Consider the following 25,777-nt stretch of genomic DNA (forward strand, 5'->3'; position numbering starts at 1 on the left):
GACGGCGAGCCAGGGGCTACGCGGGCCGAAGCGGGGCGTGCCGCCCCGTCCGCACAGCCCCTCCTCGCACTTCAGAGATCCGCGGGCAACACCACGGTGAGCCGCATGGTCGAGGAGGCCCGTGAACACGGCCCCGACGCCGTCGTACAGAGGACGCCAGAGTCCTCGCGCCCGCCTTCGCGCGCCTCGGAGAAGTCCGAGGAGTCGCAGAAGTCGCACGCGTCGCAGGAATCGGGCAACTCGCAGGGGTCCGCACACTCCACGATGACGCCGGCCGACGCACGGGCCATCAGGTTCGTCCAGGACAAGACCGAGTTGTGGCAGCGGATCAACAAGATCGGCAGACTGTCCGCGATGCCCGGCTTCTGCTCCGCAGTCGCCGCCTTTCTGGACAACATCGAGGCCGATGTGCGGGCCGGGCAGCCCACCACGGTCGACGGCCCGGCCATCGGCGGGATCATCGACGGGTTCCAGCACAGGAGCATCCAGGGGCACAGGGTCCAGTACTCCTGGTACAAGCGACACCAGGACAAGGACGGGTTCGAGGACGCGCTCGACCGGGTGGCCGACGCCTCCGCCGACCACGGCCAGGTCTGGTCGAAAATGGGCTCCGCCATCCCCACCGAGGACGCGAACGTCGGACGGGGCGTGGTGCTGGAGGCATCCGTGCAGGGACGCATCTTCGACGGCCTCCTCTTCGGCCTCCCCACCTGGAGTTCGTCCGACGCCCTGGCCGAACTCTGGCGGCAGCTGTCGACGTCGTACGTCCAGGGGCTGACCGGCCAGGTCACTGCCCACAGTCTGGACGGCGCCACCGACTCGAGCGTGCTCACCGCCCTCGAGTGGCCCGAGTTGCGGACACGGATCGAGAGCGGCGACGCCGACGGTCTCGTCTTCGTCGTCTACCACGCCACGCCCGACCCCGCCGGTGGCGCGCACGTCCTTGAACCCGTCGACAGTTTCCATGTCCGCACGCAGCAGGAGTTCGACGCGCTGCCCAAGGCGCCGTCCGACGACGCCTGGCGGGGCGAACAACGGCAGATCGACCTGGAGCAGCGGGCCGCGCTCGCCGACGTCTACTCACGCGAGGAGGAGATCGACCAGTTGGACGCCTTCGTGACCCAGCTGTTCGGGAGGTTCGGCGCGAACCTGCGCTTCCGGGCCTCCACGACCCCGCACAACACCCGCGCCAACTCCGCGCTCGCCTCGCCCCGGCCGGAATCGCCCGGCACCGCCGCCTGACGGCACGGGCACTCAGGGGGAGGTCGACATGGGGCTGCCGCCCTCCTGGTACTCGTCGCCGCTGCTCTGCGAGTCGAACGTGACGCTGAGGATCGTCCGGCCCTGCGACTGCGACTCCTCGGACATCTCGGTGTCGGAGCTGCTGCTGGAACTCGAGTCGCTGTCGGACGCAGGCGCGGGGACGTCGTGCAGCGTGTACACGGCCTTGTCACCGGTGCCACTGCGGCTGACCAGGCCCGCGTCGACGTACTTCTCGATCGTCTTCTTGCGGCGGTCGGCCGGAATGGTGCTCCGGGTCATGCCGGCGGCGTGCGCGTCGGCGGTGCTGGCCCCGGGAGTTCCGCCCTGGGTGACGGTGTCGTGATAGTCGATCTGGGCAAGGTTGTCGGCCCGGTCGCGCGCCATCGCGGCAAGGACGAAGTCCTGCATCTCGTCAGCTGTCAGCTGCTGCCCTTGCGCGTAGTGCTTCTCCTCCATCGCGTCGGCGTAGAAGTCGAACAGGTCGCTGGGGTCGGCACCCGCCCTGATCAGGTCGTTGGTGTCCGGCTCGTTTCCCCACGACTTGTACGGGGCGCTGTTGTGCTCGATGTCGATCCTCGTCGGGACCATCACGGTGCGGTGGTTCCCGCTGGCCGACGCGTAGTGCACCTGGAAGCGCACCGTGCCGGATCCGAGGTCCGCCAGCTCCTGCTCGATCCGCCGCCACATGCCGGTGCCCTGGTTCAGGGACCACTGGGGCACGATGTTCTTCGGGTCGTCCTGGCCGCCGACCTCCAGCCCCATGACGTGGCCACGGTCGTAGCCGGCTCCGCCGAAGAGGTCCCGCCACACGTCGGCGTCGCTGGGAACCTTCCACTTGTTGCCCGAGGCCTGCGCCTTGTACGCCTGCTGGAGGGTCTTCACCGCGATGGGGTTGGGCGCCGCGGGCCGGCCCGCCGTCCCCGTCTTGTTGACGTCGCCGGTCACCGTCCTCGGGCGTTTGACGCGCAGGTCCTGCGCGGTGCCGGTACCGGCCTTGGTCGGCGTGTAGTGGGCCACGGTCGCGTCCTCGGTCGCCGTCGTCATGGCCCGCTGCACCGCTGCGGGGTCCGCGCCCGCGCCGGCCGTGTCCGTGGCCGGCGCCCGCTGAACGTGGTCCCCGGCGGGCGCCGCCTCGGGGGCCGGGCCCGCCATGACCTTGTGCGCGTTGGCCTCCGCCGCCTTCTCGAAGCGGTCCCCGGGATCGGACAGGGCGAAGCCGTGACCGGAGTCGGTGCCGGAGACGGGGCCACGGCGCTGCTGGACCACGTGTGTCAACTCATGAGCCAGCGTGTGCTTGTCGCCTCCGCCGCGCCCGATCACGACATGGCTCCCGGCGGTGTACGCGCGGGCACCGATGTCGGCCGCGGAGCGTTCGGCGGCCGGCCCGGTGTGCAGGCGCACGTCACCGAAGTCGGTTCCGAAGCGGTTCTCCATCTCACCGCGCACGGAGTCGTCCAGCGGCCGGCTGGAACCGTTGAGGACGTGGTGCACCGACGACCGCTGTACCGCGGCGGCTGCCGCCGCGTTGCCCGCCGACCGCTGCAGCGCCGTCACCTCCTCGGGCCGCAGCGGGCGACGGGGGTCGGCCTGCACGGCGCCCGTGTCGGACGGCGCCGCCGTCCGGGCAGCCGTTTTGCGCCCTGCGTCGGTCTCCCGCACCTCGTGCCGGTCCCGCCGTTCGTGCGTCGGCATCTCGCACCTCCCATCGTGAGATTCCAGCAATAGCGCACGATGCGGGGGTCCGGCAGGGCGCTTGAGGCACAGCGGGGGCAGCGTCGTTTGCAGAAACGCATCATGGGGCTGCCCTTGCGGGCGGGCCGGCCACCCCGAGCCGACCGGTCCCGGCGCCCCTCGTGGACCTGGGACTTCTCGTTTGGATCAGGCCGGGCTCGCGTGCCCCGGCGCCGCACCTCGCGGCGTTGTCGTCGGTCGCCGACGCTCCGCGTGGGCTCCTTCCTCCGCCTTGGGAGGCACAGCACCGGACCCCGCTCCCTGATCCGGCCTGATCCAAACGGAAGACCCCAGGGACTCGCCCCCTGGCAGGCGTTGACAGGCGAATTCCGACAGGTGCCAAGGTGGCGTCAGGCGGGCTGCGGTGCGGCCGTTGCCGGAGCGGGCGCGGCCTTGCGGGTCTCGCGCATGATCAGCAGGCCGTTGGCCACCATCAGTGTCGCGGTCAGGCAGTGGACGCCGAGCGCGGTGGCCAGGGAGCCGTGGTGGGCCAGCACGGTGGCCATGTCGCCGTACGCGGCGAGGGCCTCCACCAGCAGCGCCCAGGCCAGCGCCCGACGCTGGCCTGTCACCAGCAGGACGCCCAGGACCAGGGCCAGGACGACGTCGCGGATTCCCTTGATGATGAGGAAGCCGTCGCCGTCGCCGGACGGCCAGGTCGGCAGGCCGAAGCCCGGCGCCGTCGTCTCCGGGCTCAGGATGAACTCCATCCCGAACCAGAGGATGAAGAGGATGAAGGCGGCGGCCAGGACGGTGTTGATCTTCTGCAACGACATGGTTCTTCTCCTTGCCATTCTTCGTCGGCTTGGTGAGCTTCGTGGAGCTCGCTGAGTCGCGTGGAGCTTGAGCCGGCCGGGCGGACGCGGCCGGTCGGGGGGCGTGGTCTGCCGGTATCGCCGTGGTGGGATCCGATCGGCAGCCGCACTCCCGGATGTCGGGAATCGGGGCCGACGGCCGCCGGGCGAGTGCGGCGTCCGGCCGCGGGTCAGTAATCGCGAAGTCCTGTCGCACTCACCCCCGTCGGGGGAAGGGCCGTCGGGGCGAAGGGCCGTCGACATGACGCGATGACCAGCGCATGCCGGGTGAGCCCGCGAGCTCAGGTGAGGGCGGCGACCAGCAGGGCGAAGGCGGCGATGATGACGGCGACGCGGACGTAGTGGAAGCGGTCCCAGCGGTTCATCTGCTCCTTCCAGTCGGCCGGCCGGTTATCGGGGGTCCACGTCTTGCTCAGGTTGTTGATCGGGACGAGCAGCAGAACCGACATGATCACGCTGAGCATCAGCAGCGCGCCGGCGGTGACGACGAGGCCGGTGCCGTGGTGGTGCCAACGGGTGATGGCCCAGAACGCGACGAGGACGAGCGAGCCGATGTACCAGACCGGCATCACGGCGCCGAGCATCCGACCCCCGTGCGCGCGGCCGAGTTGGCCGCTGTCCTCGGGGAGTGCGTTGAGGATCGGGTTGATGACGAAGGCGACGGAGAACTCCACGCCCACCATGACGCCGACGACCACTGTGGTGATGACCTCGAATGCGTTGAACATGACGGCTCCCCCTGGGATCTAGCATCGCTAGGTGATGAGGCAACGCTAGTACTACCTATGCTCGATTGTCTAGCGGTGCTAGAATCGAGTCATGTCGGTACAGGAGCGCAAGCAGCGCGAACGGGCGGAACGCGAACGCCTCATCGTGGCGACGGCCCGCGAACTCGCCGAGCAGCAGGGCTGGGACGCGGTCACCACCCGCCGGCTCGCCGAGCGCATCGAGTACAGCCAGCCCGTCCTCTACAGCCACTTCCGCGGCAAGCGCGAGATCATCGGTGCCGTCGCCCTGGAGGGCGCCGCCGAGATGGCGGCGGTGGTGCGGGGCGCGGCAGCCACCGCGGACGGCCCGCGCGCCCGGGTCGCCGCGCTCGCCCGCGCCTACCTCGAGTTCGCCGCACACCACCCGGCGGTCTACGACGCCTTGTTCCAGCTCGACGGCGGCTTGGCCTTCGCGGACGAGGACACCCCGGAACCTCTCAAGGACGCCTTCGCCGCGCTGTTGGAGACCCTGGGCGAGGTCGCAGGGGGCGGCGTCCCCCCGGGGCTGTTCACCGAGGTGTTCTGGGCGTCCCTGCACGGTCTTGCGACCCTGACCCGGGCGGGACGGCTGCTGCCGGAGGAGGCCGCGCAGCGGGTGGAGCTGCTGGTGGACCGGCTCGCCGTGGTCTGACACGCCACCCCGGCTGTCACGCCGCCGGGGCCCTTCGGGTCCCGGCGCCACCTGCCTGCGGCATCCCTTTCCGATCACTCGGGCCCACGCGGCGCAGCCGAAGATCGCCGCGCCTCGTACCTCGGACGGGCGGCCGTCCCATGGGCGCGGCGATGCTCATTGAGCGCGACCCTCTAGGTCCCCCGGCACCGCGTCACTCCCGGCACCGCGTCACTCCCGGCACCGCGTCACCCCCCGGCACCGCGTCCCCCGCCGGTGCCTCGTCGTCCTCGTCGTCCTCGTCGAGGGTGACGCTGTGGTGCTTCGGCGACGGCCCGGCGTGGCCGGCCCGCTTCCGGGCGACGGGCCGCAACCTCCGCCCCCGGCCTCGATCTGGCTTGCGTGTGCGCCTTGACCTGGCCTTTGACGTGCTCCTCGGCCGGCTCGTTCAAGCTCAGGCCGGCAGGGCGTACCCGCGCACCGCTTCCCATGTCTGTCGGCCAGGGGATTGTCAAGCGACCGGTTCCGATATATCGTTGACGCATCGCGACAGATCAACGATATAAGGAGTGCAGTGATGCGATCACACGGACATGAGCATGGACACGGGCATGGACACGGCCCCTGCGGGCCGGGCGAGCGCGGCCGGGGTGACTTCGAGGGGCGCCGGGCGGCCTTCGGTCAGTTCGGTCCGCCCTTCGGTGGCGGTCCCTTCGGTGGAGGCCCCTTCGGTGGCGGACGCGGCCGGGGCGGCGGCCGGGGAAGGGCGCGTCGCGGTGACGTGCGTGCCTCGATCCTGGCCCTGCTGAAGGACCGGCCGATGCACGGCTACGAGATGATCCAGGAGATCGGCGAGCGCAGTGGCGGGGCCTGGCGGCCCAGCCCCGGCTCGGTGTACCCGACCCTTCAGCTGCTGGAGGACGAGGGCCTGATCGTCAGTGCGAGCGAGGGCGGCAAGAAGCTGTTCACGCTGACCGACACCGGCACCGCCGAGGCGGAGTCGGGTCCGGAAGCCCCCTGGGAGGAGGCCGGACGAGGCGTCGACTGGGAGGGCGTGAACGAGATCCGGCAGGCCGGGTTCGGTCTGATGGAGGCGTTCGGGCAGGTCTGGAAGACCGGTTCGGCCGATCAGCGCGAGAAGGCGCTCACGGTCATCAACGACGCCCGCAAGAAGCTCTACCTCATTCTCGCCGGCGAGCACTGAGCCGGCTGGTGCGACGGCTGAGGAGCTGTGCGTCGAAGGGCCCCCGCGGCTGTGCCGCGGGGGCCCTTTCCGTTGTCAGGTGTGGCCGGCCGGTCGTCAGGCGACGACCAGCCCGTCGAGTTTGCGCAGTGACTCGTTCAGGGCGGCGGTGGCCGAGTCCTTGAGCTTGCCGGCCATCAAGGAGACCGCCGCCCCGGTGAACTCGCCGTCGATGCGGACGGTGGTGGCATCCCCGTCCGGTGTCAGCGCATAGCGCATCTTCAGGTTGACGCCCATCGGGCCCTTCCCCGTGGTCGTCAGCAGGCGGCCGCTCTCCAGCTCCGACACCGTCCAGGTCACCTCGGCGGGGAACCCCATGAGTTTCAGGTTCTCCTCATAGGTGCCCGCGAGTTCGAGCACGTCCGGGCCGCCTTTGGGGAAGCTGGTGTGGGTGGCGTTCCACTCCCCGTACGTGCTGAAGTCGGTCAGCTGGGCCCAGACCTTCCCGGCCGGTGCCTCGATGCGCGTCTCTGCACTGACTTCGGCCATGCGACCACCCCTTCTCGGCGGGTTACGGTGTCGCGGAACGTAGCCGCAGCGGCGAGAACATTCAATACTGATGAAGTGTCAGATCTGCGGGGTCCGTTCCGGCCCGCCAGATCCGTGCCGCGTCGAAGCGGTCGCAGGCGCGTGGGTACGGCCCCTCGTCGTGGCAGTGGAACGCCGCCCAGAAGAGGTCCGCGAGCAGGGCGTCGCCGGGCGCGTGGACCCGGTAGACATAGTCGCGCCCGTCGAGTGCGGGCAGGGCGACGAGCCAGCTCACCTCCGGCACCCCTCCTGCCACCGCAACAGCGCTCAGGCCTTGTGGGACGTACGCCGGGAGGCTTCCGGTTGCTCCAGGAGCGCGAGGCAAGGCGGCGCGCGCCGTTTTGCGGGATCGGATCCCGCAATGGCGCGATCTCATCCGTAAGGAGGAGGGACCGTACTTCTGTGCCCAACTCGGGTGGGATGCGTCAATGGGCCTCTCCGGGGACGTTCCGGCCCGCCGGGGCTGATGAGGTGGGAGTGTGCAGAACCGGACCCCGCGGATCCCTGAGCAGCCCGCACCGAACCATCGTGCCGAGACCGATGCCAGGCTCACCGCCGAGCTGGCCGCCGTCGTGACGGGTGCGCGCAGGCGCGCGCTCCGCGACGGCGACCGCCAGATCGACACGGCGCATCTGCTGCACTCCCTGATCGAGTCCGACCCGGAGGTTCGCGCCTCCTTCGCCGGCGGACCGCAACTGGCCAGGGTGCTCGGCTACCTCGTGCAGCGCAGCATCGGGTACGGGCTCCGCTGGCAGGGCTCCGTCGAGGACCCCGGAGCGCTCGCGGTGGCGTCGGCCCTGCCGGACGCGAGGGCGGAGGGCTGGTCGCCCTGCGCGGCGCGCGCGATGGAGGAAGCGCACCGGCGCGCCCGCCACCGCGGGCAGGAGCGGGCCGGTGGCCTCGACCTGCTCGCGGCCTTGGCGGCGGACCGGGAGTGCCGGGCCGTGGAGGTGCTGGAGCGGGCGGGTGTCGACGCGGCGCTGCTCGCGGCGCGGATCGTCGAGGCCCCCGGCCGGGGGTGACTGCCGGGCTCGCGGGGTCCGGCACGCACATCTGCCGCGCCGGCGTCACCCGTCATGGTTCCGCCATGCCTCGATGCTCCGCCTCGGGGCCGCACCCACCGGACCCCGCTCCCTGGTCCGGCCGGGCGGCGCCGGGGCGCAGGGCATTCGCCCGGAACAACGCGCGGTTCAGGGGCGGTTCACGCGGCCGCGTGCCCCTGGCGGATGTCAGGGGCGCCAATGACATCGGAGTGTTACCCGGGTCAGGTGTCATGGGGATGACGCTCCTGACGGCAGCTGTCATGATGTGCCGATGCACGCGTCTCAGGGAAGAAGCGCCGGCCTGGGACTCGCCCTCGCCTCGGCCTTCGCGTTCGGCGGTTCCGGAGTGGCGGCCAAGCCACTGATCGAGGCGGGGCTCGACCCGCTCCATGTGGTGTGGCTCCGTGTCGCCGGCGCCGCACTCGTCATGCTGCCCGTGGCCTGGCGCCACCGCGCCCTGGTGCGCAGCCGGCCCGTACTGCTGCTGGGCTTCGGCCTGCTCGCCGTCGCGGGGGTGCAGGCCTGCTACTTCGCGGCCATCTCCCGTATCCCCGTCGGGGTCGCGCTGCTGGTCGAATACCTGGCGCCGGCGCTCGTCCTGGGCTGGGTGCGCTTCGTCCAGCGCCGCCCGGTGACCCGGGCGGCCGCCGTCGGTGTGGTCCTGGCGGTCGGCGGCCTGGCCTGCGTGGTCGAGGTGTGGTCGGGGCTGAGCTTCGACGCCGTCGGGCTGCTGCTCGCACTCGGCGCGGCCTGCTGTCAGGTGGGCTACTTCGTCCTCTCCGACCCGGGCAGCGGTGGCTCGGCGCAGGACACGGAGCCTCCGCATCCGGTCGGCGTCATCGCCTACGGGCTGCTGGTCGGGGCCGCTGTGCTCACCGTGGTGGCCCGGCCGTGGGGCATGGACTGGTCCCTTCTCGGCGGACGCACCACCATGAACGGCACGAGTGTGCCGGCCTGGCTGCTGCTCGTCTGGATCGTGCTGCTGGCCACGGTCATCGCCTACGTCACCGGCGTGATCTCGGTCCGGCTGCTGTCCCCGGCGGTCGCGGGTGTCGTCGCCTGCCTGGAAGCGGTCATCGCGACCGTGCTCGCCTGGGTACTGCTCGGTGAGCACCTGGCCGCCCCCCAGCTCATCGGTGGTTCGCTGGTACTGATCGGCGCCTTCATTGCGCAGTCGTCGACGCCCAAGGCGCCCTCCGGGCCCGTGGCGTCGGGCCCGGGCGGTGGCTTCGACGAGGCCGATATCGCCTTGCCCGCCGAGCGGGCCGCCACATAGGGTGACGATCATGCATTCGACCGTACTGCCGCCTCCCGCCGCTTAGCGCGGGCGGCCACATCTGACGAAGACCGGGCTCGGGCAGTCCCCGAGCGGTTCGTCGCTGCCCGCGTGCGGAGCCGAGCGACCACCTTCCTGTCTTCCTTGGAGAAGTCACGTGTCGAATTCTGCTTCCGGCCTGTCCGTCGGGCGGAGCCTCTGCTATCTGATCGTCGCCGGAGTGGCCTGGGGTACGGCCGGAGCCGCCGCCTCGCTGATCTTCGGTGCCAGTGATCTCGGCGCCCTCGCGCTGTCGTTCTGGCGCTGTGCGGGCGGCCTCGTGCTCCTGCTCGCCGCCCTGGCCCTCCGCGCGGCGCGGCGGGCAGCCCGTAGGTCCACCAGCGCCTACGCCGCGTCGTCCCACCGTGTGCACGCCGAGTCCCGGCGTCGCCGGCTGGTGCGCATCATCGGCACCGGGGTGGGGCTCGCCGTCTTCCAGACCGCCTACTTCGCCGCGGTCCGGGAAACCGGTCTCGCGGTCGGGACCCTCGTCACACTCGGGGCGGGCCCGGTCCTCATCGCCGTCGGCGCCCGGCTGACCATGGGTGAGCGGCTCGGCCGCGGTGGGTGCTCGCGGTGGCGGGAGCCCTTGCCGGGCTTGCCGTGCTCGTCCTCGGCGGCGACGACGCCATGGTGCGGCCAGCCGGTATCGCGCTGGCGCTGCTCTCCGCCGGGGGCTACGCGGCGATCACTCTGCTGACCCGCCGGCTCGGCCGTGACGGCGGTGGTACGGACGTACTCGTCACCAGCACCTGGGCGTTCGCCGTCACGGCGGCCGTGCTGCTGCCGATGGCCGCCGGTGAGGGGATCGTGCCGCGGACCGCGCACCCCGTGGAGGTGGTGACGCTGCTCGTCTACGTCGCGGCGATCCCGACCGCACTCGCCTACGCGCTCTACTTCGCGGGGGCCGCGGTGGTGCGGGCCGCCACGGTGTCGGTGATCATGCTGCTCGAACCGGTGAGCGCGGCGGTCATCGCCGTCGTGGTGCTCCGCGAGCAGATCACCGCGGCGACCGTCGCCGGGACGCTGCTGCTGCTCACCGCGGTGGTCGGGCTGGCACTGGCCGAGACCCGCAGCGCCGCGAACGCCCGTCGAGAGGCGGCCGTCCCGGCCTGACGCCGGAACGGCGGGCCCGCATCCTTCGATGCGGGCCCGCCGTTCAAGGGTGGTTCAGAGCGCGCTCAGATAATCCGGAACCGCGATGGCGGGATCGAGGTCGTCCGCGGGCACCGGAGCCGCGAAGCCGCGCGTGAGAGGGACGACGCCCGTCCAGTGGGGGAGCGCGAGGTCTTCGGGCTCGTCGTTGGGACCGCCGGTGCGGATCTTCGCGGAGACCTCCCGCAGGTCCAGCCGGATCACGGCGGTGGCCGCCAGTTCCTTCTCGTTGGCCGGCCGCGAGTCCTGGGCCCGCCCCGGAACCACCTGTTCCACGATCGCGTCGAGTGCGGTGCGCCGCTCCTCGGGGTCGGTCACCGTGTGGGCGATGCCGTGGACCACCACGGAGCGGTAGTTGAGCGAGTGGTGGAAGGCGGAGCGGGCCAGTACCAGACCGTCGACATGCATCACCGTCAGGCACACGGCGAGGCCGTCGTCATTCCCGCCCGCCGTCCGCAGCGGGCGGGACCCGGTGGAGCCGTGGACGTAGAGCCGCTCGCCGACCCGGCCGAAGAGTGTCGGCAGGACGACGGGTGCCCCGTCGCGCACGAAGCCGAGATGGCAGACGTAGGCCTCGTCGAGTATCGAGTGGATCTGTTCGCGCTCGTACGCGGCCCGTTCGCGTGAGCGGGTCGGGACCGTGCGCGCAGTGGGTTCGTAAACGGTTCCGGCGCCCGGGCCCGGGGTCTGCGGCAGTTCGGTGTCCGGCATTGCGTACTCCATTGCACTAGTGCATAATCTTGTTTGTGCTAGGAGAGTATCGGATCGTCGGGCGGCGTGCATCGGAGATTGCCGCCAGCGTGGAGCAGGCAGTCGGTTCGGGGGAGCTGGTGCCCGGCCAAGTGCTGCCGCCCATGAGGGAGTTGGCCGGACAGCTGGAGGTGAATCCCAATACGGTGGCGGCCGCCTATCGCACCCTGCGCGAGCGTGGGGTGATCGAGACGGCCGGGCGCAGAGGCAGCCGGGTGCGTCCGCGCCCCGCGAGCACCGAGCGTGGATCGCTGCGGGTCGAGGCGCCGCCAGGGGTGCGGGACCTGGGAGAGGGGAATCCCGATCCGGCGCTGCTGCCCGCGCTGGGCGAGGCGTTCGCGGCGGTCGCCGCGGCCTACGACCAGGCGCCCGGGATGTACGGGCAGGCTTCCGTGGACCCGGAGTTCGCCGCGTTCGCGCGATCCATGTTCGACGCCGACGGCGTGCCGGCCGGACCCGTGATCGCCACCTCGGGCTCGCTCGACGCGATCGAGCGGGTGCTGATCGCCCATCTCAGGCCCGGCGACGCGGTCGCGGTCGAGGACCCCGGCTGGGGCAGTCTGCTGGATCTCGTCCCGGCGTTGGGGATGCGCCCCGTCCCCGTCTCGCTCGACGACGGCGGACCGCTGCCGGACGCGCTCGAAGCGGCGCTGAAGGCCGGCGCCCGCGCGGTCGTCGTCACCGGCCGGGCGCAGAACCCGACCGGTGCCGCGATCGGTGCCGCGCGCGCCGCCGAGCTGCGGGCGGTCCTCGCCGGGCACCGGGGCGTGCTGCTCATCGAGGACGACCACGGGCACGCCATCGTCGACCTGCCGCTGCATCCTCTGGCTGGTGCCACGGACCGCTGGGCGTTCGTGCGGTCGGTTGCCAAGGCGTACGGGCCGGATCTGCGGGTCGCCGTGCTGACGGCCGACGCCGTCACGGCCGACCGGGTGTCGGGGCGGCAGCGGCTGGGGCCCGGCTGGGTCAGCAGGCTGCTGCAGCGGGTGATGGTGCACCTGTGGTCCTCGCACGCCGTGGACCCGCTCGCTGTGGCCAGGTCGTACGCGCACCGCCGGGACGCGCTCGTGCGGGCACTGGCGGCCCGGGGTGTCGAGGCGCACGGCCGCAGCGGCATGAACGTGTGGGTCCCGGTGAGCGACGAGACCGGGGCCGTGGCGCGCCTGCTGCACGCGGGCTGGGCGGTGGCGCCCGGGGCCCGGTTCCGGTTGTCCGCGCCCCAGGGCATCCGGATCACCGTGTCGCCGCTCGGCGACGGGGACATCGGGCCGCTGGCCGATGCGGTCGCGGCGGCGGCGGGACCCGCGAAGCCCCTGAGTTACGGCTGAGCCGGTGTCTATCGTCCGGGCCGGGCCCGGTGGGTCCGGCCTGATCCACGCGGAGGGCCCTGATGAGGGCCCCGATCGCGAAAGGCTGCGGGTTCCCGCGGGGCGGCCGCCTTGCGGGCCCGGGGCCTGCTCTGGGTCAGGGCGGCCCCCGCCAGGACCACGAGGGCGCCGACCGGGGTGTTCCAGCTCAGCTGTTCGCCGAGCACGGTGACTCCGGCGGCGGTGGCGATCACCGGGATGAAGTAGGTGACCATCTGAGCGGTGGTCGGGCCGACCTCGGTGACCAGCCCGTACTGCAGGAGTACGGCGAGCCCCGTACCGAGGGCGCCCAGTGCCACCACCGCCAGCGTGGGCAGAAGCGGGAACCGCGCCGGGAGCGAGGTGAACAGCGGAGTCACCAGAGCGAGCTGCACGGTGCCGAGGAAGAGCTGGCTGCCGGTCAGGGCGAGGGTCGACGAGCCGCTGCCCGCCAGCGTCCGGCGGACGTAGATCCAGCCGATCGGATAACTGAGAGAGGCCAGGAGGGCCATCGCCGTGCCGCTGACGTCCAGGCCGGAGAAGCCCTGCCAGGCGCCCAGCACGGTCAGCACGCCGAGGAAGCCGAGCCCGAGACCGGCGACACGGCGGCGGGTCGGCCGGTCCTCCGAGAGTGCGACGAGCGACAGCGCCATGCCCCACAGCGGCGAGGTCGCGTTGCAGATGCCGGCCAGCGTCGAGGGGATGGTGAGTTCCGCGTACGCGAAGAGCGAGAACGGCAGCGCGTTGAGGAAGAACGCGGCGACGGCCAGGTGGCCCCAGGTGCGGGCGGTGCGCGGCAGTCGCTCGCGCTTCACCGCCATGGCCACGGCCAGCACCGCCGTGCCCGACAGCAGACGCCCGAGGGTGACCTGGAAGGGTGCGTAACCGTCGGTGCCGACCTTGATCAGGAGGAAGCTGAACCCCCAGATGAGCGAGAGCGCCCCGAAGCGCAGCCGCCAGTCCAGTGCCGGACGCCGGGCGGGGCCGGCGGGAGAGGGACCGGGCCGGTGTGGTGGTGGAGGTGCCGGCGGCCGTCGGCCGTGCCTCGGGTGCGGGCGGTGCGGGTGCGCTCATGGACTCCACGATGACGAATCCGACCTCGTAGCACAAGTGAGACTTTGTGCGAGAGTCCGCGTAGCATCACTTACATGTTGAATCTGGAGCGCCTGCGCACCCTGGACGCCCTCGCCCGGCTGGGTTCGGTCAGTGGCGCGGCCGAGGCGCTGCACGTCACGACGTCGGCCGTCTCGCAGCAGATGGCGAAGCTGGAGCGCGAGGTGGGACAGCAGCTGCTCGCCAGGAACGGCCGCGGGGTCCGGCTCACCGACGCGGGCCAGCTCCTCTCCGACCATGCGGCCCGGATCCTCTCCCAGGTCGAGCTCGCCCAGTCCGACATCGAGGCGCAGCGCGGCGAGGTGGTGGGCGAGATCCGGCTGGGTGCGTTCCCCACCGCGGCGCGCGGCCTGTTCCCGTCGACACTGCTGGCCCTGCGCGCGGACCACCCCGAACTGCGGGTGCGCACCCTGGAGCTGGAACCCGAGGCAGGGATCCGGGCCGTGCTCAGAGGCGACCTGGATGTCGCGGTGGTGCTGGACTGGAGCAACAAGCGGCTGCCGGTGCCGGGCGGCCTGGCAACCGCGGAACTGCTCGACGACGCCCCGGACGTCGCGATGCCGGCCGGGCATCCGCTTGCGGACCGGGCCGAGGTGGAGTTGGAGGACTTCGCCGACGACGACTGGGTGTCCTGGCCCGAGGGTGAGTTCTGTTACGACTGGCTGATGTTCACGCTGCGCTCCAAGGGCATCGAGCCGCGCATCGCGCACCTCGCGGGTGAGCATCACACGCAACTCGCTCTGATCGCGGCCGGAATGGGCGTCTGTGTGGCGCCGCGACTGGGGCGCGGACCGGTGCCCGACGGGGTGCGGCTGGTGCCCGTACGGCAGAAGATGAGGCGTCACATCCACGCCGTGTGGCGGGCGGACGCGGACCGGCGTCCCTCGATCAGGGCCGCGGTCGCGGCGCTGCGGGAGGCCGGGCGGGAGCTGGACGAGCCGGTCGGGAAGGGCTGAGGGCTCTCCCGCAACCGAACCGGACGCAGCACCTGACGACGCGCTACCGGCCGCCGGACAGGCCGGCGAGCTTGCCGAAGTCCCAGGAGGTGACGGCCTCCGGAGTGAGCCGCAGCCACGCGTGCCGGCCGTCGTGCGGCATCGTCTCCATGCCGAAGTACTTCGCCGCGAAGAGCTGCTCGGGGACGGCGAGTTCGGGGCAGGCCTCGCCGGTGCGCGGTGCCTCTCCGACGAACACCGCCTCGCCGGAGAGCTCGATGCCGCGCAGTTCCCCGTACTCCACCCCGTCGTCCACCACCACGGCGATCTTCGGGTCGTGGCTCAGCTGCGACCAGCGCAGGCTCCGGGTGATCGAGTAGATCCACAGCGAGGTGCCGTCCCAGCAGAACCAGAGCGCCCCGATGTGCGGGCGGCCGTCCGCACCGACGGTGGCGACCCGGCAGGTGCGCTGTTCGGCGAGGTAGGTGTCGCGTTCCTCGTCCGTCATCATGATGCGGCGGCCGCGTCGCTGAATGACTGCCATGGGAAGCCCCCTGCTGATAGCTGACTAGGTGTCAGGAATCATGGAGCCTCTTCCCTCATCGCGCAATGGAGGTTAGCCTCGCGCGCCCGTTCCGTCACCGAGAGGGGCAGCCGTGCCGGTAAGGGAACAGCTCGCCGAGCAGATCGATCCGGCCACCACAGTCCTGCTGACGGTGGAATGCCAGCAGGGGGTGGTGGGGCCCGCCAGCGCGCTGCCGGAACTCGCGAAGGAGGCCAGGTCCTCGGGCGCGCTGCACAACGTGGCCCGGCTGGTCGCCGCCGCCCATGAGGCCGGGGTCCAGGTACTGCACGCGGTGGCCGAACGCCGCCCCGACGGACGCGGCGCCAACCACAACGCCCGCCTCTTCCGCGCCGCAGGGCGGCTGCCCGTGCAGCAGCACTCCGGGACCACGGCCGTACGGATCGCCGAGCCGATCGAGGTGGCGGACGAGGACCTCGTCGTCCGCAGGCTGCACGGACTCTCGCCCCTCGCGGGCACGGACGTGGACGCGCTGCTGCGCAACCTCGGCTGTCGCACTCTCGTCGTCACCGGCGTATCGGCCAACGTGGCCGTTCCCAACGCGGTGTTCGACGCGGTGAACCTCGGCTACACGGCGGTGGTGCCGTCCGACGCCATCGCGGGGGTGCCTGCCGACTACACCCCCGCCATGATCCGCAACACCCTCGCCCTGGTCGCCACCGTCGCGACCACGGACGACGTGCTGGGCTGCTGGCTACGAGCCGGAACCGGCCAGCCCCGCGGGTGACGGCGGCGGTCGGGCGACCGTCCCTAGGACGCCAGGCTGATCGAGTCGCCCTGCACCTCGATCGGGGTGGCGGGCAGCGGCTCGGTGGCGGGTCCCGCCTTCACGCCGCCCGTCGCCACGTCGAACTTGCTGCCGTGACAAGGGCAGTTGATGGTGCCGTCCGCGACGCTCGACACCGCGCAGCCCATGTGTGTGCACTTGGACGAGAACGCCTTGAACTCACCGGCCGCGGGCTGCGTGACCACGACGCCCTGCTCCTTGAAGATCTTGCCGCCGCCCTCCGGGATGTCGGCGGTCTTCGCGAGGACCGCGCCCCCGGCCCCGGCGCCGGCCCCGCCCTCTCCCGCCTGCTTGACGGTGCCGGAACCGGTGGCCTCCTTCGAGCCGCCGCACGCGGTGAGTACGGCAGCCACCGAGGCGGCGCCGGCCGCGGTGACGACGGTCCGGCGTCCGAGGCGGGCCTCGTGGTCCTGCGATGCGCTCATGCTGGCTTTCCCTTCCACGGTGAACTTGGCTCCGACGCTTCGTCCAGGGGTACGCGCAGCCGGCACCCCGTGTTCAAAGCCCGAGGGACTTCCTCAGGAAATCCCGCTCCAGCAGCAACAGACTGCTCGCCGTCGCCTCCTGGCTGACCAGATGGCCGGCGCCCGACAGCGGCAGCACCGTATGCGGCCGGCCTGCGGCCAGCAGCGCCGCGGAGAACCGCAACGTGTGGGCCACAACCACATTGTCATCGGCAAGACCGTGCACCAGCATGAGCGGCCGGGTCAGGGCCGCGGCCTCGTCCAGCAGGGAATTGCGGGTGTAGTTCCCCGGCAGGACGTCCGGGTGGCCCAGGAAGCGTTCCTCCCAATGGGTGTCGTAGAGCCGCCGGTCGGCCGGTGCCGCACCCGCGACCGCGGCGTGGAAGACCTCCGGATGACGGAGCACGGCGGCCGCCGCCAGATACCCGCTGAACGACCAGCCGCGCATCGCCACCCGCGTCAGGTCCAGGTCGGGGTGGAGCGCCGCCGCCTCGCGCAACGCATCGATCTGGTCCTCCAGCACGGCCGTCAGGCGGTCGCCGTGCACCGACTTCTCCCAGGCCTCACCGCGCCCCGGCGTACCCCGCCCGTCGGTCACCAGCACCGCGAAGCCCTGCTCGGCGAACCACTGAGCCACCGCGACCCACCACGTGCGCACCTTCAGCACGACCTGCATGCCGTGGCCGGCGTACGGGCTGAGCAGCACCGGCAGCGGACCGTCGCCCGGCCGGTGCCACGACGGCAGGTAGAGCCTGCTGCGCAGTTGCCGCGTGCCGAGGCGCAGGGCCAGTGGCCGCGGGGTCACGAGCGGTTCCTCCGCCAGGACCGCGATCCGGCCCACCGCGGCCCCGGACCGCAGGACCGTCACGCTGTGGCCGTCCGGGGTCCTGCTGTCGAGCACCACCGTCGGTCCGCCGACCGAGGCCGTGTGCACACCGGGTGCGCTGCTGACGCGGACGAATCCGTCCCCGGGCGCGCCGACGTCGCAGGACCAGAGGTGGATCTCGGTCGGCTCCTCACTCGCGGTGAAGTAGACCCGCCCGCCCGCCGCGCCGACCACCTCGCGGACCTCCAGACCGGGCGGCGTCGGAGTGCCGCCGATGTCCAGGCCCTGGGTGTCGCCGCCCGGGCGGGCGGGGACGACGAGCGCCCCCGAGGCCAGACGCAGCGGCGTGCCGGGCCGCAGTGCGACCCAGGCGCCGTCGTGGGCGCGGCTCGACGTCACGGTCGCGCCCGACACCTCGTCCACCTCCAGCACGTGGACCGACCGCTGGTCACGCGTCTGTACCGAGACCAGCGGCCCCCGGCCGTCCCAGTCCGCCGACACGACGTACTCGAACGCCGGGTCCGTCCAGGCGGCCTCGGGGTGCTCCGCGCCGGCGGCTCCGGGCAGCCGGACATCGGTCGCTTCCCCCGACACCCGCACCAGACGCAGTGACACCTTCGCGTTCGGGGTGCCGGCGGCCGGATACGCCACCACGCGGGGCGGCCGCTCCGGGTGGGCGGGATCGCTGAGGTACCGGCGCCGGACCCCGGCGGTGTCGGTCCGGGCCACCAGCAGCGCATCGCTCCGCGGCGACCACCAGTAGCCGCGCGAGCGCCCGATCGACTCCTGCGAGACGTAGTCGGACAGCCCGTACGTGACGTGCTCGCCCTCCGGTGCGGCGAGCGTGCGGTCATCGCTGCCGTCTGCCCGTACGGTCCGCAGTGCGCCGCTGGACACGTACGCGATTCTGGAGCCGTCGGGGGAGGGGCGCGGGTCGACGACGGGTCCGGCCGTGGCGATCCGGCGCGGGGCCCCGCCATCGGTGCGCACCACCCAGAGCGTGCCCTGCAGCGCGAAGGCCACGAGTACCGCCGGTCCGTCCGTGGCGTAGGAGACCACGCCCGACGAGGTCTCCCGGGCCCGCTCCCGCCGGGCCCGCTCCTGCGGCGGCACCTCGCCCGGCGCGTCGTCCGCGAAGGCGGGAGCGAGTGGATCGGCGAGCACCCGCTCCGCGCCGTTCTCGTACAGCCAGAGCCGGCTCACCGGGTCGGTGCCCGAGGTGCCCCGTACGAAGAGCACCCGCTCGCCGTCCGGGGACACGGTGAACTGCCGGGGCACCCCGAGCGAGAACCGCCGGGTGCGGGCGAACTGGAGAGGGAACCGCTCGGCGGCGGTCGCACGGGCATCGGCCGGTCCATGGAAGGGGGGAATCATGGCGACACCATGACAGGTCGAAATCCACTCGATCCATCACAGTCCGACCCCCTATGCTGTCGGGTTCGCCGCCGAAGATGCCGCCGCAACTGCCCCTTGCGGCGGGAGCCGGACCCTACCGTCAACTCCTGTAAGCCGTAGCTGACTTCATGGAGGACTGGAATGAACAACAGCATTCGCACCGCGGCCGCTGCCGCAGCTCTCGTCGCCGGCCTCGTCACGGTGGGCGGTACCACCAACGCCGCTGCCGCCGAGCGCCCGGACCGGATCACCACCCAGGAGCAGCTCGCGAAGAGCATCGCGCAGGCGGTCGCTGCCGAGCAGCAGAAGGGCGCCGTCACCGACGGGGTCATCGGCGGCATAGTCGTCAGCACGGTCGCCGCAAGTTCCTGCTGACGAATCGGAGGTGAGCACCGTGGACAGCACTGCGGACCTTGCCCGGGACGGGCAGGAAAGTCCTCTCAGATGGTGTCCGAGCGGTGATGTGAGCCGCCCGGAGACCGTGGTACTCGGCGTGCGGTCCGGGGAGCGTGACCAGGTCGTCTACCTGGCCGAACCCGTACCCGCCGCCGCCGTTCTCGGTAGTATCCCGGAGGGGATAGCCCCCAACCGGGTGCTCCGGTTCGCCTCGCACTGCGTGTCGGACTGCGCGAACCGGGTCGGCGAGGCCTGCGGGCTGATCGAACGCATCACGACCGTGCCGGCGGAGCCCGGACCGGCCGCAGTACCACGGTGCCACCTCCGCCCGCACTGCAAGTGGTGGAACCAGGTCGGTGTCGAGGCCTGCCACCGCTGTCCCGCCGTCACGACGCTGGAACCCCGCGACGACGAACTCGCCGTTCTCGTCGCGGACCCGGCGACCACCCGTGAGCAACTGGAGGACTGGATCGCCGCCGCGCCGTGAGCGGGGACCGTTCACGGCGCCGGTCACCGACCGGACCGAGAGCACGAGAGAAGGGATGCCGTGGACAACTGGATACGGTGCTACCGCCCGGACCCCGACGCCGGAGCGCAGCTGCTGTGCTTCCCGCACGCAGGTGGATCGGCCAGTGGCTACCATCCGCTGTCGACCAGGGTCGCGGGAACGGCGGAAGCACTGGTCGTGCAGTATCCCGGGCGGCACGACCGCATCGCCGAGCCGTTCTCCGAACGGCTCGGTGATGTCGTGGACGCCGCCCTGGCCTCGCTCCCGCCGAGCGGGGGCCGGCCGCTGATGCTGTTCGGCCACAGCATGGGAGCGATCCTGGCGTTCGAGACCGCGCGGCGGCTCGCCGCCGAAGGGCGGCCGCCCGCGGCGCTGTTCGTCTCGGGCAGCGAGGCCCCGTCGCTGCCGCGGAAGGCGCGGCTGCCCGACCCGCCCCGCGACGAGGACCTGATCGGGGAGATGCGGCTGCTGTCCGGCACGGACGACGAGCTGCTGAACCATCCCGAGATACTCCAGCTCGCGCTGCCACCGTTGCGCGCCGACTACGCCATGCTCTTCGCCCGCAGCTACGTCCCCGGTCCGCCGCTGCACTGCCCGGTCGTCGCGCTGACCGGCGACAGCGACCCGCGGGTCTCCCTCGAAGGTGTCCAGGCGTGGGAGCGGGAGACCGACGGTCCCTTCGAACGGCATGTACTGCCGGGCGGCCACTTCTTCCTGAGTGAGCACCTGACCTATGTCGCGGAGCTCGTCGCCGCGTACGTACCCGGGCGCGCGGCCCGCACGGTCGTCTGACACCGCGCACCACGCACCGCACAGGGCTTGGGCCCCGACCCCCTTCCGGGGGCGGGGCCCAAGCCCTGTGCGGTGCTCACTCACTCCGCCTCGAACTCCGCGAGCAGGGCGTCGAGGGAGTCGTCACCGTCGCGCACCGCGATGATCCGACGGGCCATCTCGTGCAGCGTCAGCTGCTCCAGGAACAGTGTGATGGGGACGTCGAGGTCGAAGTCGTCCCGGAGGCAGCCGACCAGGTGGACGGCGGTCAGGGAGTCGCCGCCGGCCGCGAAGTACGTCATCTCCGGGTCGTCGGCGTCCGCCAGGCCCAGGGCCTCGGCGAGCAGCGCGCGGATGTCCTGCTCCAGGCCGGCCGAAGGGCCGCTCCGCTCCGGCTCCCCGCCGGCCGCGCGGGGCACCAGGCGGTACGCGCCGTGGCTCTCGCCGGCGAAGGGGTAGGACGGCAGCGCCGCCCGCCGGCCGCCGCGCTCCCACAGCACCGGCTCACCCGCGAGCCAGGCCTCGCCGAGCGGGTCGGGCCCGCCGGCGTCCACCGCACCGCCCGAGGCCGGCCCGGCGAGCAGCTCGGCCGCCTCCGCCCGGCTCCCGGCCCGCACATAGCCGCGTACGGCCATCGGTGCACGGCCCAGGAACAAGGTGTACGCAGTGTCGGCGAGGGACGGGGCCTCGTCGCCCCGCAGCGCCTGTGCCAGCCGGCCGGCCACGGCGGCGAGGTCCTCCGGGGTGCGGGCGGACAGCAGCAGGACCTCCGGTGTCGACGGGCCGTCCGGTGCCTCGGCAGCGGTGCGCCGGGGCGCCTCCTCCAGGACCACGTGCACGTTGGTGCCGCCGATGCCCACCGAGCTCACCCCGGCCCGCCTGCGGCCGAGTTCCGGCTCCGGCCAGGACGTCGCCCGCTCGACGAGGTGGAACGGCGAGTCTTCGAAGCCGAGTTCGGGGTGCGGGCGGCCTGCGTCGGCGTTCGGCACCAGGGTCGCGTGCTCCAGCATGAGCACCGACTTGATCAGTGCGGCCACACCCGCGGCGGCGTCCAGGTGGCCGATGTTCGACTTCACCGAGCCGATCCCGATCCGCCCGGTGCCCAGCGCTCCCTTGAACGCGGCGGTCGCCGCCGCCGCCTCGATGCGGTCACCGAGCGCGGTGGCCGTGCCGTGCGCCTCCAGGTACTGCGCGTCGGCCGGTTCGAGTCCGGCCGCGGCCCAGGCCTCCACGATCGCGGCGGTCTGCTGGTCGACCCCGGGCGCGGTGAACCCGACTTTCGTGGCCCCGTCGTTGGTCACCGCGCTGCCCCGGATGACCGCTCTGATCGGGTCGTTGTCGGCGAGCGCGTCGGACAGCCGGCGCAGCACGACCACACCCACCCCGTTGCCGGGGACGGTGCCGCCGGCCCGCTCGTCGAAGGGCCGGCAGCGGCCGTCCGGCGAGAAGATGCCCCCCTGGTGGTGGACGTAGCCCCGCTTGCCCGGCGTGTCCACGGCCACGCCGCCGGCCAGCGCGGTGTCGCACTCGCCGAGCAGCAGCGACTGCACGGCGAGGTGCACCGCCGTCAGCGACGTCGAGCAGGCGGTCTGCACGGTCAGGCTCGGACCCTCCAGGCCCAGCCGGTAGGAGACCCACGGGGCGAGGAACTCGCGGTCGGTGAGGATGCGCACCTGAAGCGCCCCGATGGACGCGGCGAGCCGCGGGTCGGTCTGCGCCGCCAGCATGTGCTCGGTGACGCCGCCGCCGACGTACACGCCGGTACGCGCCGCCTTGTCCAGGGGATTGCGTCCGGCGTTCTCCAGCGCGGACCAGGCCGTCTGCAGGAGCAGCCGGTGCTGCGGGTCCAGGGCCGCCGCCTCGGTGCGGTTGAAGCCGAACAGCTCCGCGTCGAAGCGGTCCGCGTCCGCGAGATGCCCCTTGGACGGCACGTAGTCGCGGCCGCGCACCTCCTGCGGGTCGGCCCCGTCGGCGATCAGTTCCGCCTCGGTGAAATCGGTCACCGAGCAGAGCCCGCCGAGGAGGTTGCTCCAGTAGGTGTCCAGGTCGGGGGCGCCGGGGAAGCGGCCGCTCATCCCGACGACCGCGATCGCGGAGTCGGCTGCGAGGGGCTCGGCGGCGCTTGCGTTCTCGGTCATCGTGTGGAGCCTTTCCGGTAGCTGGTGCGTCGGGCTGCGGCGGTGCGTCGTGCGTGCCGGTCACCGCCGCGCGCGGCGGCCGTGTCGGCGGGAGGGGTGATGCCGGGGGCCTCGGCGGCGGGCCCGGGGGCCGAACGGTCGAGGAAGGCGGCCAGGGAGGCGACGGTGGGGTGGCGGAACAGGTCGACGAGGCTGAGTTCGCCGTACGTCCCCCGCTCCCGGAGGGCGGACAGGACACTCAGCAGCCGGATCGAGTTGCCGCCCAGATCGAAGAAGTGATCGGTGACGGCGACCAGTTCGAGGTGGAGCACGCGCGCCCACAGGGCGGCGACCACCTGCTCGGTCGCGGTGCCCGCGACGGTGGCCGAGCCGTCCGGCCGGCACTGCACGGTGACGGGTTCCGGGAGCCGGGCCCGGTCGATCTTCCCGTTGCCGTTGAGCGGCATCTCGTCCAGGCGCACGAACACCTCCGGCACCATCGAGCCGGGCAGTCGCAGCGCGAGGTGGGCGCGCAGCTCCGCGTCCGGCGGCGCGGCCCCGTCCCGGCCCACGACGTACGCCACCAGCCGCTGCTCGGTGCCCGTGCCGCGGACGGTGGCCGCCGCCAGGGCGACGCCCGGCGCACCGGCCAGCAGGGTCTCGATCTCGCCGAGTTCGATGCGCACGCCACGCAGCTTGACCTGGAGGTCGGTGCGCCCGAGGTAGTGGATCAGACCGTGCGCGTCGATCCGGCCGAGGTCGCCGCTGCGGTACATCCGGGTACCCGGTGCGCCGTGCGGGTCGGCGACGAACCGTTCGGCGGTCAGGCCGGGCCGGCCGATGTAGCCCCGGCCCAGTGAGGCACCGGCGACGTAGATCTCACCGGCCACCCCGGCGGGGACCGGCCGCAGCCGCTCGTCGAGCACGTAGACACGCGCCCCGGGCACGGCGCCGCCGAGCACCACCGGCTCACCGGCGGTGAGCTCCGCGGTGGTCGCGTAGACGGTCACCTCGCTGGGCCCGTACGCGTTGACGATCCGCCGGCCGGGCGCGCTGAGCCGCCCCACCAGCTCGGGCGGGCACGCCTCGCCGCCGACCGCGACGGTCCGCAGATCGGGCAGCTGTCCGGTCAGGTCGGGCAGCAGCATCGCGGCGGACGGCGGCAGGAACACATAGGTGATGCGGGAGTCCCGCAGCCGCTCCAGCAGCGCCTCGCCGATCCGCTCGTCCTCCCGGGGGATGTGCAGCTCCGCTCCGGCCACCCAGGGGAAGAACAGGTCGGAGACGGCCACGTCGAAGCCGAACGAAACGAACTGCAGCACCCGGTCGTCCGCGTCGACGGGGAAGGAGTGGCGCACCGCCCGGGTGAGGTTGACCAGAGCCCGGTGTTCGACGGCCACCCCCTTGGGGACGCCGGTGGAGCCCGAGGTGAACAGGACGTAGGCGAGGTCCCCGGGGGCCGGCGGGATGCCGGGTGTTGCGGGCCCCGGCGTGACGGGGTCCGTGACGGCCGGGCGGTCGAGCCGGATGCACGGCACCGCGAGGGCCGTCCCCTTCTGCGCGGTCTCCCGGGCGGTGATCAGGAGTCCGGTGCCCGAGCTCTCCACCATGTGGTGGAGCCTGGCCTCCGGCTGCGCCCCGTCCAGCGGTACGTAGGCGCCGCCCGCGCGCAGGACGGCGAGGGCCGCGATGCCCTGGTCGGCGGAGCGGGGCAGGAGCAGCCCGACCCGGAAGCCGGGCCGGACCCCGGCGGCGCGCAGCCGGGCGGCCAGCGCGTCGGTCCGGGCGAGCAGTTCGGCGTAGCTCAGTCGCAGGTCGCCGCAGACCAGGGCGGTGGCGTCGGGACGTATCGCGGCCTGGTCGGCGATCAGGTCGGGCACCAGGCGGTCCAGCGGCGCGGCCTGTGCGAGGCGGTCGGCGCCGTCGATGATCCGGCGGCGCTCGTCGGCCGCCACCAGCTCCACCTCGGACAGCGGCGCGGACGGGTCCGCGAGGAGCCCGGACAGCAGCGTGCGGAAGTTGTCCGTCCAGCGGCGCACCGTCGCGGCGTCGAACAGGTCGCTGCGGTAGATGAACTGAGCGGCGAGGTCGGCGCCCCACCGCTCCACGAACAGGTGGAAGTCGAACTTGGCGGTGTCCAGGGTCAGAGCGAGCCGTTCGGTCGTGGCGCCCGCCAGCCGCAGATCGAGCTCGGCCTCGTCGTCGTAGCTGAGCGCCACCTGCACCACCGGGTCGTGGCTCGTCTCGCGGACCGGGGCGAGGGTGTCGACCACCGCCTCGAACGGCGCGTCCTGGTAGGGCTGGGCCGCGAGCAGCGAGGCCCGGACCCGGCCGGTGAGCTCGTCGAGGGACGGGTCGCCCGACACGTCCACGCGCAACGCCAGGGTGTTGGTCAGCATCCCGGCCATCTCCTGGAGTTCGGGCCGTTCGCGCCCCGACGCCGGGTAGCCGACAACCAGGTCCTCGCGGCCGCAGAGGCGGGCGAGGAAGGCGCTGTAGACCGCGAACATCGTCATGAACGGAGTGGCGGCCTGTGACGCGGCCACCTCGGCCAGGCGTTCCCTGACCTCGGCGCCGAGCAGGAAGCGCTCGGTCCCCCCGGCGGTCGTGCGGACCGGTGGGCGCGGGCGGTCCAGCGGCAGTTCCATGGCGACGGGCGCGCCGCGCAGTCGGTCGACCCAGTGCTCCACGGACGCCTCGAACGCGCCGGCCTCGGTGCGCTCCCGCTGCCAGGCGGAGTAGTCGGGGAACTGGAGCGGGAGTCCGGCCGGCCGGCCGGCCGCACCTCGCGCCTCCTGCCGGTACCCGTCGGACAGCCCGTCCAGCATGATGCCGAGCGACCAGCCGTCGCAGACCAGGTGATGGGCGACGAGGAGCACCCGGTGGCTGCCGTCGTCGACGGCGTACACGGTGCAGCGCAGCAGCGGCCCCGCGGCGGTGTCGAAGGGGCGGGCGGCGTCGGCCCGGACCAGGGCGTCCGCGCCGTCGGCGGGCACGTCCTGCCGGACCGTGAGCCGCACCCGGCCGACGGCCGAGACGCGCTGCGCCGGAGTGCCGTCGTCGGCGGTCCGAAAGACGGTCCGCAGTGCCTCGTGGCGGGCGACGAGCGCATCCAGGGCACGGCCGAACGCGGCGGTGTCGAAGGGCCCGTGCACGGCGAACGCGACCGGGACGTTGTACTGCGCGGTGCCCGGATTCAGCTGGTCGAGGACCAGCAGACGGCTCTGGGCGTCGGAGGCGGGGAACTCGTACTCCTCGTCCCCGCCGCCCTCCTCGGCGTGGAGGTCGATGAGATCGACGGTGTCGACGGTCATGG

General features: G+C 72.5%; 23 protein-coding genes and 1 pseudogene. 12 read left to right on the plus strand and 12 right to left on the minus strand.

The genetic code is table 11. The annotated features are described in order from the left end of the window. The first annotated feature begins 105 nt into the window (after window positions 1-105). Window positions 106-1,242 (plus strand): hypothetical protein, encoded by a 1,137-nt coding sequence (locus tag LNW71_RS29035; protein WP_250970903.1) that lies wholly within the window; start codon window positions 106-108, stop codon window positions 1,240-1,242. Window positions 1,243-1,254: 12 nt separating this feature from the next. Here LNW71_RS29035 and LNW71_RS29040 read toward each other — a convergent pair whose 3' ends face one another. From LNW71_RS29040 to LNW71_RS29050, 3 genes are all read right to left on the minus strand, one after another. After that, complete coding sequence (locus tag LNW71_RS29040) at window positions 1,255-2,955, minus strand: DUF4157 domain-containing protein (protein ID WP_250970904.1); 1,701 nt, start codon at window positions 2,953-2,955, stop codon at window positions 1,255-1,257. Window positions 2,956-3,344: 389 nt separating this feature from the next. Then, the gene (locus LNW71_RS29045; protein ID WP_250970905.1) at window positions 3,345-3,770 is read right to left on the minus strand and encodes a DUF4267 domain-containing protein; all 426 of its coding nucleotides are present in this window, start codon (window positions 3,768-3,770) and stop codon (window positions 3,345-3,347) included. A gap of 320 nt (window positions 3,771-4,090) precedes the next feature. Further along, window positions 4,091-4,537, minus strand: coding sequence for a DUF1772 domain-containing protein (locus LNW71_RS29050; protein ID WP_250970906.1), 447 nt, complete (start codon window positions 4,535-4,537; stop codon window positions 4,091-4,093). Between the two features lie 91 nt (window positions 4,538-4,628). Between LNW71_RS29050 and LNW71_RS29055 the strand changes: the two genes are divergently transcribed. Further along, the gene (locus LNW71_RS29055) at window positions 4,629-5,207 is read left to right on the plus strand and encodes a TetR/AcrR family transcriptional regulator (RefSeq protein WP_250970907.1); all 579 of its coding nucleotides are present in this window, start codon (window positions 4,629-4,631) and stop codon (window positions 5,205-5,207) included. Window positions 5,208-5,763: 556 nt separating this feature from the next. Beyond that, a complete protein-coding gene (locus LNW71_RS29060) occupies window positions 5,764-6,390 on the plus strand; it encodes a PadR family transcriptional regulator (RefSeq protein WP_250970908.1) in 627 nt (208 codons plus the stop codon). Between the two features lie 96 nt (window positions 6,391-6,486). Here LNW71_RS29060 and LNW71_RS29065 read toward each other — a convergent pair whose 3' ends face one another. After that, on the minus strand, window positions 6,487-6,918 hold the full coding sequence (locus tag LNW71_RS29065) for an SRPBCC family protein (RefSeq protein WP_250970909.1): 432 nt from the start codon (window positions 6,916-6,918) through the stop codon (window positions 6,487-6,489). A gap of 61 nt (window positions 6,919-6,979) precedes the next feature. After that, entirely contained in the window at window positions 6,980-7,192 is a 213-nt protein-coding gene (locus LNW71_RS29070; protein WP_250970910.1) for a hypothetical protein, read from the minus strand. Window positions 7,193-7,436: 244 nt separating this feature from the next. On the opposite strand from LNW71_RS29070, the gene LNW71_RS29075 reads away from it, so the two are divergent. From LNW71_RS29075 to LNW71_RS29085, 3 genes and pseudogenes are all read left to right on the plus strand, one after another. Continuing rightward, window positions 7,437-7,979, plus strand: coding sequence for a Clp protease N-terminal domain-containing protein (locus tag LNW71_RS29075; protein ID WP_250970911.1), 543 nt, complete (start codon window positions 7,437-7,439; stop codon window positions 7,977-7,979). Window positions 7,980-8,271: 292 nt separating this feature from the next. Further along, a complete protein-coding gene (locus LNW71_RS29080) occupies window positions 8,272-9,276 on the plus strand; it encodes a DMT family transporter (RefSeq protein WP_250970912.1) in 1,005 nt (334 codons plus the stop codon). A 157-nt stretch (window positions 9,277-9,433) separates the two neighbouring features. Continuing rightward, a pseudogene (locus tag LNW71_RS29085) lies at window positions 9,434-10,431 on the plus strand (DMT family transporter). A gap of 54 nt (window positions 10,432-10,485) precedes the next feature. On the opposite strand, the gene LNW71_RS29090 reads toward LNW71_RS29085, so the two are convergent. Next, the gene (locus LNW71_RS29090) at window positions 10,486-11,181 is read right to left on the minus strand and encodes a pyridoxamine 5'-phosphate oxidase family protein (protein WP_250972180.1); all 696 of its coding nucleotides are present in this window, start codon (window positions 11,179-11,181) and stop codon (window positions 10,486-10,488) included. 35 nt (window positions 11,182-11,216) lie between these two features. On the opposite strand from LNW71_RS29090, the gene LNW71_RS29095 reads away from it, so the two are divergent. Beyond that, window positions 11,217-12,548: an aminotransferase class I/II-fold pyridoxal phosphate-dependent enzyme gene (locus tag LNW71_RS29095; protein WP_250970913.1), complete on the plus strand. Its 1,332-nt coding sequence runs from the start codon at window positions 11,217-11,219 to the stop codon at window positions 12,546-12,548. Window positions 12,549-12,556: 8 nt separating this feature from the next. Here LNW71_RS29095 and LNW71_RS29100 read toward each other — a convergent pair whose 3' ends face one another. Next, the gene (locus LNW71_RS29100; protein ID WP_250972181.1) at window positions 12,557-13,531 is read right to left on the minus strand and encodes a DMT family transporter; all 975 of its coding nucleotides are present in this window, start codon (window positions 13,529-13,531) and stop codon (window positions 12,557-12,559) included. A 183-nt stretch (window positions 13,532-13,714) separates the two neighbouring features. Here LNW71_RS29100 and LNW71_RS29105 point away from each other — a divergent pair, with 183 nt between their 5' ends. Next, a complete protein-coding gene (locus tag LNW71_RS29105; RefSeq protein WP_250970914.1) occupies window positions 13,715-14,635 on the plus strand; it encodes a LysR family transcriptional regulator in 921 nt (306 codons plus the stop codon). A gap of 43 nt (window positions 14,636-14,678) precedes the next feature. Here LNW71_RS29105 and LNW71_RS29110 read toward each other — a convergent pair whose 3' ends face one another. Continuing rightward, the gene (locus LNW71_RS29110) at window positions 14,679-15,158 is read right to left on the minus strand and encodes a pyridoxamine 5'-phosphate oxidase family protein (RefSeq protein WP_250970915.1); all 480 of its coding nucleotides are present in this window, start codon (window positions 15,156-15,158) and stop codon (window positions 14,679-14,681) included. Between the two features lie 112 nt (window positions 15,159-15,270). Here LNW71_RS29110 and LNW71_RS29115 point away from each other — a divergent pair, with 112 nt between their 5' ends. Continuing rightward, window positions 15,271-15,924: a cysteine hydrolase gene (locus LNW71_RS29115; RefSeq protein ID WP_250970916.1), complete on the plus strand. Its 654-nt coding sequence runs from the start codon at window positions 15,271-15,273 to the stop codon at window positions 15,922-15,924. 23 nt (window positions 15,925-15,947) lie between these two features. Here LNW71_RS29115 and LNW71_RS29120 read toward each other — a convergent pair whose 3' ends face one another. Both LNW71_RS29120 and LNW71_RS29125 read right to left on the minus strand, forming a co-directional pair. Continuing rightward, the gene (locus tag LNW71_RS29120) at window positions 15,948-16,409 is read right to left on the minus strand and encodes a Rieske (2Fe-2S) protein (RefSeq protein ID WP_250970917.1); all 462 of its coding nucleotides are present in this window, start codon (window positions 16,407-16,409) and stop codon (window positions 15,948-15,950) included. A gap of 73 nt (window positions 16,410-16,482) precedes the next feature. Next, window positions 16,483-18,648, minus strand: a complete 2,166-nt coding sequence (locus LNW71_RS29125) for a prolyl oligopeptidase family serine peptidase (protein WP_250970918.1) — start codon at window positions 18,646-18,648, stop codon at window positions 16,483-16,485. Between the two features lie 162 nt (window positions 18,649-18,810). On the opposite strand from LNW71_RS29125, the gene LNW71_RS29130 reads away from it, so the two are divergent. The 3 genes from LNW71_RS29130 (at window position 18,811) to LNW71_RS29140 (ending at window position 20,365) form a co-directional block, all read left to right on the plus strand. After that, a complete protein-coding gene (locus LNW71_RS29130) occupies window positions 18,811-19,044 on the plus strand; it encodes a hypothetical protein (protein ID WP_250970919.1) in 234 nt (77 codons plus the stop codon). A gap of 88 nt (window positions 19,045-19,132) precedes the next feature. Continuing rightward, the gene (locus LNW71_RS29135; protein ID WP_250970920.1) at window positions 19,133-19,552 is read left to right on the plus strand and encodes a hypothetical protein; all 420 of its coding nucleotides are present in this window, start codon (window positions 19,133-19,135) and stop codon (window positions 19,550-19,552) included. A 60-nt stretch (window positions 19,553-19,612) separates the two neighbouring features. Then, window positions 19,613-20,365, plus strand: a complete 753-nt coding sequence (locus LNW71_RS29140; RefSeq protein ID WP_250970921.1) for an alpha/beta fold hydrolase — start codon at window positions 19,613-19,615, stop codon at window positions 20,363-20,365. A gap of 80 nt (window positions 20,366-20,445) precedes the next feature. Here the strand turns inward: LNW71_RS29140 and LNW71_RS29145 are convergent, their stop codons facing one another. Then, window positions 20,446-22,482 carry a type I polyketide synthase gene (locus tag LNW71_RS29145; RefSeq protein WP_250970922.1) on the minus strand — a complete coding sequence of 679 codons (2,037 nt, stop codon included), beginning with the start codon at window positions 22,480-22,482 and terminating at the stop codon, window positions 20,446-20,448. Beyond that, window positions 22,479-25,775 carry an amino acid adenylation domain-containing protein gene (locus tag LNW71_RS29150; RefSeq protein WP_250970923.1) on the minus strand — a complete coding sequence of 1,099 codons (3,297 nt, stop codon included), beginning with the start codon at window positions 25,773-25,775 and terminating at the stop codon, window positions 22,479-22,481. Before LNW71_RS29150 ends, LNW71_RS29145 begins: the two co-directional genes overlap by 4 nt. Window positions 25,776-25,777: the final 2 nt, after the last annotated feature.

The organism is Streptomyces sp. RKAG290 (assembly GCF_023701695.1).
GTDB lineage: Bacteria > Actinomycetota > Actinomycetes > Streptomycetales > Streptomycetaceae > Streptomyces.